Source organism: Streptomyces sp. NPDC059524, from assembly GCF_042749255.1.
In the GTDB taxonomy this organism is placed as follows: Bacteria; Actinomycetota; Actinomycetes; order Streptomycetales; family Streptomycetaceae; genus Streptomyces; species Streptomyces xanthii.
The window spans coordinates 58,660-66,506 of the sequence record NZ_JBHYTK010000006.1; the positions used below are offsets into that span (position 1 = coordinate 58,660).

8 protein-coding genes are annotated in these 7,847 nt (G+C 70.6%); 2 read left to right on the plus strand and 6 right to left on the minus strand.

All coding sequences use genetic code 11. From position 1 onward, the window contains the following. Positions 1–22 precede the first annotated feature (22 nt). Complete coding sequence (locus ACFW9D_RS02865) at positions 23–856, plus strand: isoprenyl transferase (RefSeq protein ID WP_384616984.1); 834 nt, start codon at positions 23–25, stop codon at positions 854–856. 217 nt (positions 857–1,073) lie between these two features. Here the strand turns inward: ACFW9D_RS02865 and ACFW9D_RS02870 are convergent, their stop codons facing one another. The 4 genes from ACFW9D_RS02870 to ACFW9D_RS02885 are packed head-to-tail and all read right to left on the minus strand — an operon-like array spanning position 1,074 to position 4,243. Beyond that, complete coding sequence (locus ACFW9D_RS02870; protein ID WP_384616987.1) at positions 1,074–1,520, minus strand: Fur family transcriptional regulator; 447 nt, start codon at positions 1,518–1,520, stop codon at positions 1,074–1,076. Between the two features lie 25 nt (positions 1,521–1,545). After that, positions 1,546–2,430: a metal ABC transporter permease gene (locus tag ACFW9D_RS02875; RefSeq protein ID WP_384616990.1), complete on the minus strand. Its 885-nt coding sequence runs from the start codon at positions 2,428–2,430 to the stop codon at positions 1,546–1,548. After that, a complete protein-coding gene (locus tag ACFW9D_RS02880; RefSeq protein ID WP_384617073.1) occupies positions 2,430–3,212 on the minus strand; it encodes a metal ABC transporter ATP-binding protein in 783 nt (260 codons plus the stop codon). Before ACFW9D_RS02880 ends, ACFW9D_RS02875 begins: the two co-directional genes overlap by 1 nt. 35 nt (positions 3,213–3,247) lie before the next feature. Then, positions 3,248–4,243 (minus strand): metal ABC transporter substrate-binding protein, encoded by a 996-nt coding sequence (locus ACFW9D_RS02885; protein WP_384616992.1) that lies wholly within the window; start codon positions 4,241–4,243, stop codon positions 3,248–3,250. A gap of 188 nt (positions 4,244–4,431) precedes the next feature. Here ACFW9D_RS02885 and ACFW9D_RS02890 point away from each other — a divergent pair, with 188 nt between their 5' ends. Further along, entirely contained in the window at positions 4,432–5,814 is a 1,383-nt protein-coding gene (locus ACFW9D_RS02890; RefSeq protein ID WP_188339051.1) for a glycine--tRNA ligase, read from the plus strand. A 265-nt stretch (positions 5,815–6,079) separates the two neighbouring features. Here the strand turns inward: ACFW9D_RS02890 and ACFW9D_RS02895 are convergent, their stop codons facing one another. Then, complete coding sequence (locus ACFW9D_RS02895) at positions 6,080–6,667, minus strand: TetR family transcriptional regulator (protein WP_384616995.1); 588 nt, start codon at positions 6,665–6,667, stop codon at positions 6,080–6,082. A gap of 24 nt (positions 6,668–6,691) precedes the next feature. Then, positions 6,692–7,702 (minus strand): aldo/keto reductase, encoded by a 1,011-nt coding sequence (locus ACFW9D_RS02900; RefSeq protein ID WP_384616997.1) that lies wholly within the window; start codon positions 7,700–7,702, stop codon positions 6,692–6,694. Between the last annotated feature and the right edge of the window lie 145 nt (positions 7,703–7,847).

Consider the following 7,847-nt stretch of genomic DNA (forward strand, 5'->3'; position numbering starts at 1 on the left):
AGCTAGGGGAGAGGCCCGGAACATGGCACGTCGAGGAATCCTCGGACGGTCCCGTCGTGAGTACAAGACGCCCGAACCGCACCCGTCGGGCGCGCGGCCGCCGAAGATCCCGGGCGAGCTGGTGCCCGAGCACGTGGCCATCGTCATGGACGGCAACGGGCGCTGGGCCAAGGAGCGCGGGCTGCCCCGCACCGAGGGCCACAAGGTCGGCGCCGAGCGCGTCCTCGACGTCCTCCAGGGCGCCGTCGAGCTGGGCGTCGGTGCGATCTCGCTCTACGCGTTCTCCACGGAGAACTGGAAGCGTTCCCCGGACGAGGTGAAGTTCCTCATGAACTTCAACCGGGACTTCATCCGCAAGACCCGCGACCAGCTCGACGAACTCGGTATCCGGGTGCGGTGGGTGGGCCGCATGCCCAAGCTGTGGAAGTCGGTCGCCAAGGAGCTGGAGATCTCCCAGGAGCAGACCAAGGGCAACGACAAGCTGACCCTCTACTTCTGCATGAACTACGGCGGCCGCGCCGAGATCGCCGACGCCGCAAAGGCCATCGCCGAGGACGTGAAGGCGGGCCGGCTCGACCCGTCGAAGGTCAGCGAGAAGACGTTCGCGAAGTACCTCTACTACCCGGACATGCCGGACGTCGACCTGTTCCTGCGCCCCAGCGGCGAGCAGCGCACGTCCAACTACCTGCTGTGGCAGAGCGCCTACGCCGAGATGGTCTTCCAGGACGTCCTGTGGCCCGACTTCGACCGCCGCGACCTGTGGCGTGCCTGCGTCGAATACGCCTCCCGCGACCGCCGCTTCGGTGGGGCGACGCCCAACGAGGTGCTGCTCCAGCTGGAGCGCGGCGGTAAGTAGTCCTCGTTCGTCTGCGGGCGCGTGGGGGCTGGTCGCGCAGTTCCCCGCGCCCCTGGAAGGCATGCGGCTTCGCCGCGCCTTCCCCAGATGAAACGCGCCCCGCACCCCTGTCGGGGAAATGCGGCGCGCAGCGCCTGCATTTCAGGGGCGCGGGGCTGTGACATCAGCGGCTCCGCCGCGGGGCGCGACCAGCCCCCACCGGGCCGCAGACGAAGACTCACTCCGCGGCAGCGCACTCCGCGCAGGTGCCGAAGATCTCCACGGTGTGGGCCACGTTCACGTAGCCGTGTTCGGAGGCGATGGACTCGGCCCACTTCTCGACGGCCGGGCCCTCCACCTCGACGGCCTTGCCGCAGACGCGGCAGACCAGGTGGTGATGGTGGTCGCCGCTGGAGCAGCGGCGGTAGACCGCCTCGCCCTCCGTCGTGCGCAGCACGTCGACCTCGCCCGCGTCCGCGAGGGACTGCAGGGTGCGGTAGACCGTCGTCAGGCCCACCGAGTCGCCCTTGTGCTTGAGCACGTCGTGCAGCTCCTGGGCGCTGCGGAACTCGTCCACCTCGTCGAGCGCCGCCGCCACGGCCGCGCGCTGGCGGGTCGACCTGCCTCGAACCGGGGCTGCCACGGGTTCCTCCTCACGTCCCTGCCACCTGCGTACCGCCGCCATTGTGCCAGGCGGCGGCGCGCGCGGGTCAGACCTTCTCGGGCGCCTGCGCGGGGATCGCGCACTCCGCCGGATCCCCGGCGACCGCTCCCGCCGCACGTGCCCGGCGCCGCGCCAGCGGCGTCGCGAGCAGCGTCAGCGCGATGAACACCGCGATGGTCAGCAGGACAATTGTCGCGCCGGGCGGCACGTCCTGGTAGTACGAGGTCACGGTGCCGCCGAGCGTCACGACGACGCCGATCGCGACCGCGATGACGAACGTCGCCTTGAAGCTGCGGGTCAGCTGCTGCGCGGCGGCGACCGGCACCACCATCAGCGCCGACACCAGGAGCAGGCCCACGACGCGCATCGCGACGGTGACCGTGACGGCCGCCGTGATCGCGATGAGCAGGTTCAGGGCGCGCACCGGCAGGCCCGTGACCCGCGCGAACTCCTCGTCCTGGCTCACCGCGAACAGCTGCCGGCGCAGGCCCACCGTCACCAGGATCACGAACGCCGCGAGGACGACGATGGCGGTCACGTCGGACGGGGAGACCGTGGTGAGCGAGCCGAACAGGTAGGAGCCGAGGTTGGCCGTGGAGCCGCCCGGCGCCAGGTTGATCAGCATCACGCCGCCGGCCATGCCGCCGTAGAACAGCATGGCGAGCGCGATGTCGCCGCGCGTCTTCCCGTACCAGCGGATCAGCTCCATGACCAGCGCGCCCAGCGCGGACACGGCCATCGCCATCCACACCGGGGAGGTGGACAGGAGGAAGCCGAGGCCGACGCCGGTCATCGCGACGTGGCCGATGCCGTCGCCCATGAGGGCCTGGCGGCGCTGGACCAGGTAGATGCCGATCGCGGGGGCCGTGATGCCGATGAGGACGGCGGCGAGCAGCGCCCGCTGCATGAAGGCGAAGTCGAGGAGTTCCATCAGCTCAGCAGTCCTGTACGGATCGGTTCGGCGTCCGCGGCGGTGTGCGGGTGGACGTGGTCGTGGCCGGGCAGCGCGTGCTGGCCGACGGCCTTCGGGGGCGGCCCGTCGTGCAGGACGCAGCCGTCGCGGAGCACGACGGCCCGGTCGATCAGCGGCTCCAGCGGGCCCAGTTCGTGCAGGACGAGCAGTACGGTGGCGCCCGTGGCGACCTGCTCGCGCAGGGTGGCCGCGAGGACCTCCTGGCTGGCCAGGTCGACGCCGGCCATCGGCTCGTCCATGATCAGCAGCTCGGGTTCGGCGGCGAGGGCGCGGGCGATGAGCACCCGCTGGTGCTGGCCGCCCGACAGCGCGTTCACCGAGTCCTTGGCCCGGTCGGTCATCCCGACCAGGTCCAGGGCGCGGGCCACCGCCTCGCGGTCGGCCTTGCGCATCAGGCCGAAGCGGGTCCGCGACAGCCGGCCGGAGGCGACGACCTCGGCGACGGTCGCCGGGACCCCGCCCGCCGCCGTCGTGCGCTGCGGCACGTACCCGACGCGCGCCCACTGGCGGAACCGGCGCCGCGCCGTGCCGAACAGCTCGATCGTGCCGCCGGTGAGCGGCACCTGCCCGATGATGCTGCGCACGGCCGTGGACTTGCCCGAGCCGTTGGCCCCGAGCAGCGCCACGACCTCGCCGCGGCGCACGGTCAGGTCGATGCCGCGCAGCACGGGGCGCGCGCCGAGCTCGGCCGTCACCCCGCGCAGAGCGATGACGGGGGCCTCGGTGTCGTTCGCGCTCATCTCGCTGCCGCCCTTCGCGTCACTGGTCCCGTACGTCACTTGGCGCCGAGCGCCTTCTGCAGGGCGGCCAGGTTCGACTCCATGACCTGCACGTAGTCCTCGCCCTTGGACTTCTTCGTGATGCCCTCGAGCGGGTCGAGCACGTCCGTCTTCAGGTGCGCGTCGCCGGCCAGGGTCTTCGCCGTCTTGTCGCTGACGAGGGTCTCGTAGAAGACGGTCGTGACGCCGTCGGCCTTCGCCATCTTCTGGAGGTCCTTGACGCGGGCCGCGCTGGGCTCGCTCTCCGGGTCGAGGCCGCTGATGGCCTCCTCGGTGAGGCCGTAGCGCTCGGCGAGGTAGCCGAAGGCGGCGTGCGTGGTGATGAAGACCTTGGAGTCCGTGTTCTTCAGGCCGTCCTTGAACTTCTGGTCGAGCTTGCCGAGGTCGGCGACGAGTGCGGCGGTGTTCTTCCTGTAGTCGGCCGCGTGGTCCGGGTCGGCCTTCTCCAGCGCCTTGCCGACGCCCTGGGCGACCTCCGCGTACTTCACGGGGTCGAGCCAGATGTGCGGGTCGGAGCCTTCCTCGCCGCCGTGGTCGTGCCCCTCGTGCTCCTCGGCGTGCTCCTCGGCGTGGCCGCCGACCTCGGAGCCGTGCTTCTCCAGGGAGGTGAGCGACGCGGCGTCGACCTTGGTCTTGATCCCGGACTGGCTGATTGCCTCGTCGACGGAGGGCTGCAGGCCCTTGAGGTAGAGCGCGACGCCGGCCTGCTCGATCCGGCCGCGCTGCTGGGCGCTGACCTCGAGGTCGTGCGGCTCCTGGCCCGGCTCGGTCAGGTTGGTGACGCTGACGTGCTCGCCGCCGATCCGCTCGGCGAGGAACTGCATCGGATAGAACGACGCGACGACGTCCAGCTTGCCGTCGCTGTTCTTCCCGTCCGCTGCGCTCGTCGCGGAGCACGCGGACAGGGCGGTCAGACCGAGGACGGTCGTCGCGGCGACGGCGGTGGTGGATATGAGTCGGCGGCCGGAGAGCCGGGGCAGGCGTACGTTCATGACAGTCATTTTCAACAAAACTGGAAACGATTGTCAACAAGCTCTCGTCGAGACCTTCGTCCCACTCTGTGGTGACTCCGGACCCGGAACCGATTTGGTTCGGGGGGTGGCCGCGCCGGTAACCTGAAGCATTCGCTCCCGGAGTGCGTATCCAGCGCACTCGCCGTCGTCGTAATGAAGAGAGCACCGTGGCCGCCGACAAGATCGAAACCATCGTCAGCCTCAGCAAGCGCCGTGGCTTCGTCTACCCCTGCAGCGAGATCTACGGCGGTCAGCGTGCCGCCTGGGACTACGGACCGCTGGGCGTGGAGCTGAAGGAGAACCTCAAGCGTCAGTGGTGGCGCTACATGGTCACCTCGCGCGAGGACGTCGTCGGTATCGACTCGTCCGTGATCCTGGCGACCGAGGTCTGGCAGGCCTCCGGTCACGTCGCCACGTTCACCGACCCGCTCACCGAGTGCACCTCCTGTCACAAGCGTTACCGCGCCGACCACTTGGAAGAGGCGTACGAGGAGAAGAAGGGCCGTCTCCCCGAGAACGGCCTCGCGGACATCAACTGCCCGAACTGCGGCACCAAGGGCGCCTTCACCGAGCCCAAGCAGTTCTCGGGTCTGCTCGCCACGCACCTCGGCCCGACGCAGGACAGCGGCTCCGTCGCCTACCTGCGCCCCGAGACCGCGCAGGGCATCTTCACCAACTTCAGCCAGGTGCAGACGACTTCCCGCCGCAAGCCGCCCTTCGGCATCGCGCAGATGGGCAAGTCGTTCCGCAACGAGATCACGCCCGGCAACTTCATCTTCCGCACCCGCGAGTTCGAGCAGATGGAGATGGAATTCTTCGTCAAGCCCGGCGAGGACGAGCAGTGGCAGGAGTACTGGATGGAGCAGCGCTGGAACTGGTACACCGGCCTGGGCCTGCGCGAGGAGAACATGCGGTGGTTCGAGCACCCGAAGGAGAAGCTCTCCCACTACTCGAAGCGCACCGCTGACATCGAGTACCGCTTCCGCTTCGGCGGCAGCGAGTGGGGCGAGCTCGAGGGCGTCGCCAACCGCACCGACTACGACCTGTCCGCCCACTCCAAGGCCTCCGGCCAGGACCTCTCCTACTACGACCAGGAGAAGGGCGAGCGCTACACGCCGTACGTCATCGAGCCCGCGGCCGGTGTCGGCCGCACGATGCTGGCCTTCATGCTCGACTCGTACTTCGAGGACGAGGCGCCGAACGCCAAGGGCAAGATGGAGAAGCGCACCGTCATGCGCTTCGACCCGCGCATCGCCCCGGTGAAGGTCGCGGTCCTCCCGCTGTCCCGCAACCCGGAGCTGTCGCCGAAGGCCAAGGGCCTGGCCGCGGCGCTGCGCCAGCACTGGAACATCGAGTTCGACGACGCCGGTGCGATCGGTCGCCGCTACCGTCGCCAGGACGAGATCGGTACGCCGTTCTGCGTCACCGTCGACTTCGACACCCTGGACGACAACGCGGTCACCGTGCGCGAGCGCGACACGATGAAGCAGGAGCGGGTGTCTCTCGACCAGATCGAGGGCTACCTCGCGGCGCGCCTCATCGGCTGCTGATCGCCTCCGGCGCGCTTTGGTCCCGGGTTCCCGCGATGTGGGGGCCCGGGGCTTTTGCGTGTGGGCCTCCTTCCCGCGCCCCCAGGGGCTCCGCCCCGGTCCCCGCTCCTCAATCGCCGGAGGGGCTTTGATTCGGGGCTCCGGCCCGGACCCCGCTCCTCGATCGCCGGAGGGGCTTGATGTGCCGACCTACTTGATGTGCCGGCCCACCGCTTTCGGGTGCGCGTGATGACGCCCCTGGGGGCGCACGGGGCCGAGAAAGGCCCTAGGCGGCGACGCCTCGTAGGACGAGGGTGAGGACGGCCTCGAAGGCGGGCCGGGTCTCGGGGCGGGGCCACTCGGGGGCGTAGGCCGGGTCGTGGAAGTGGGCCGTGGCCTCGAAGACGGCGCGGGCCGTCGCGGAGAGGTCGGGGGCCTCGAAGGCGCCCTGCTCGACCCCCTCGGCGAGGATCGCCGTCAACTGCCCGACGAGCTCGGCGACATGGGCGTCGACCACGCCCCCGTTCTCACTCGTCAGCACGGTGTACGTGGCGAACAGCTCCGGGTCGTCGCCCGCCTTGTGCCGCTTCGCCTCGAAGAGCGCCTCGAGCCAGTGCCGCAGCTTGGCGGGCGGAGCCTCGTCGGCCGCGACGACCTCCGCGAGCAGGCCGGTCGTGCGGTCCAGCCACCGCTTGGTCACCGCGCCGCGCAGCTCCGCCTTCGTGCGGAAGTGCCGGTACACCGAACCGTGGCTGACCCCCAGCGCGCGGGCCACGTCGACCACGGTCGCCTTCGCGGCGCCGTGCCGGCGCAGCACCTCCTCGGTCGCGGCGAGGATGCGCTCGGGCGTCAGGGTCTCGGTGGGCGGTGCCATGGCAGTGACCGTACCGGGAGCGGCTCAGTGCTCGCTGTCCAGGTGTGCCATCTGTGCGGCCGGGTAGCGCTCACCGGCCGCGGCGCCGGCGGGCACCGCCGCCTCGATCGCGGCCAGGTCCGCGGCGTCGAGCGTCACGTCGAGCGCGCCGAGCGCCTCGGTGAGGCGGGCCCGGGTGCGGGCGCCGACCAGCGGCACGATGTCCTCGCCGCGCGAGAGCACCCACGCGATCGCGATCTGCGCGACGCTCACGTCCTTCTGCTCGGCGATCTTGCGCAGCCGCTCGACCAGATCGAGGTTGTGCGCCAGGTTCTCGCCCTGGAAGCGGGGGCTGAAGCTGCGGAAGTCGTTCGCCGCCAGCTCGCGGTCGCGGGTGAAGTGCCCGGAGATCAGGCCGCGCGAGAGCACTCCGTACGCCGTCACGGAGATGCCCAGCTCACGGGTGGCCGGCAGGATCGACTCCTCGATGCCGCGGGAGATCAGCGAGTACTCGATCTGCAGGTCGCTGATCGGGGCCGTCGCCGCGGCCCGGCGCACGGTGTCCGCGCCGACCTCCGACAGTCCGATGTGCCGGACGTGGCCCTGCTCGACGAGCTCGGCGACGGCGCCGACGGTCTCCTCGACCGGGACGTCCGGGTCGAGCCGGGCCAGCCGGTAGACGTCGATGTGGTCGACGCCGAGGCGCTGGAGCGAGTACGCGGCGAAGTTCTTCACCGCCGCCGGGCGCCCGTCGTATCCGGACCAGCCGCCGTCCGGGTCGCGCAGGGCGCCGAACTTCACGCTGGTCAGAGCCTGCTCGCGGGCCGCGGCGGGAGCCGTGCGCAGGGCCTCTCCGATCAGCATCTCGTTGTGCCCCATGGCGTAGAAGTCGCCGGTGTCGAGCAGGGTGACGCCCGCGTCGAGCGCGGCGTGGATGGTGGCGATCGACTCGGCGCGGTCGGCGTCCCCGTACAGCGCGGACATGCCCATGCAGCCGAGACCGAGGGCGGAGACGCGCGGGCCGGTCGTGCCGAGGGGGCGGGTGGGGAGGGTCATGAGAACTCCTAGGTGGGGTGTCTCCACCTTCGCATGACAGGTGACAGATTTCAATATCAGTCACCATTCAATCGGTGGGCGGCCCCGGGGCCGGGGCGACCCCCCCCCCGACCCCCCCGGCCCCCCCCCCCCCCCCCGGGGTGAG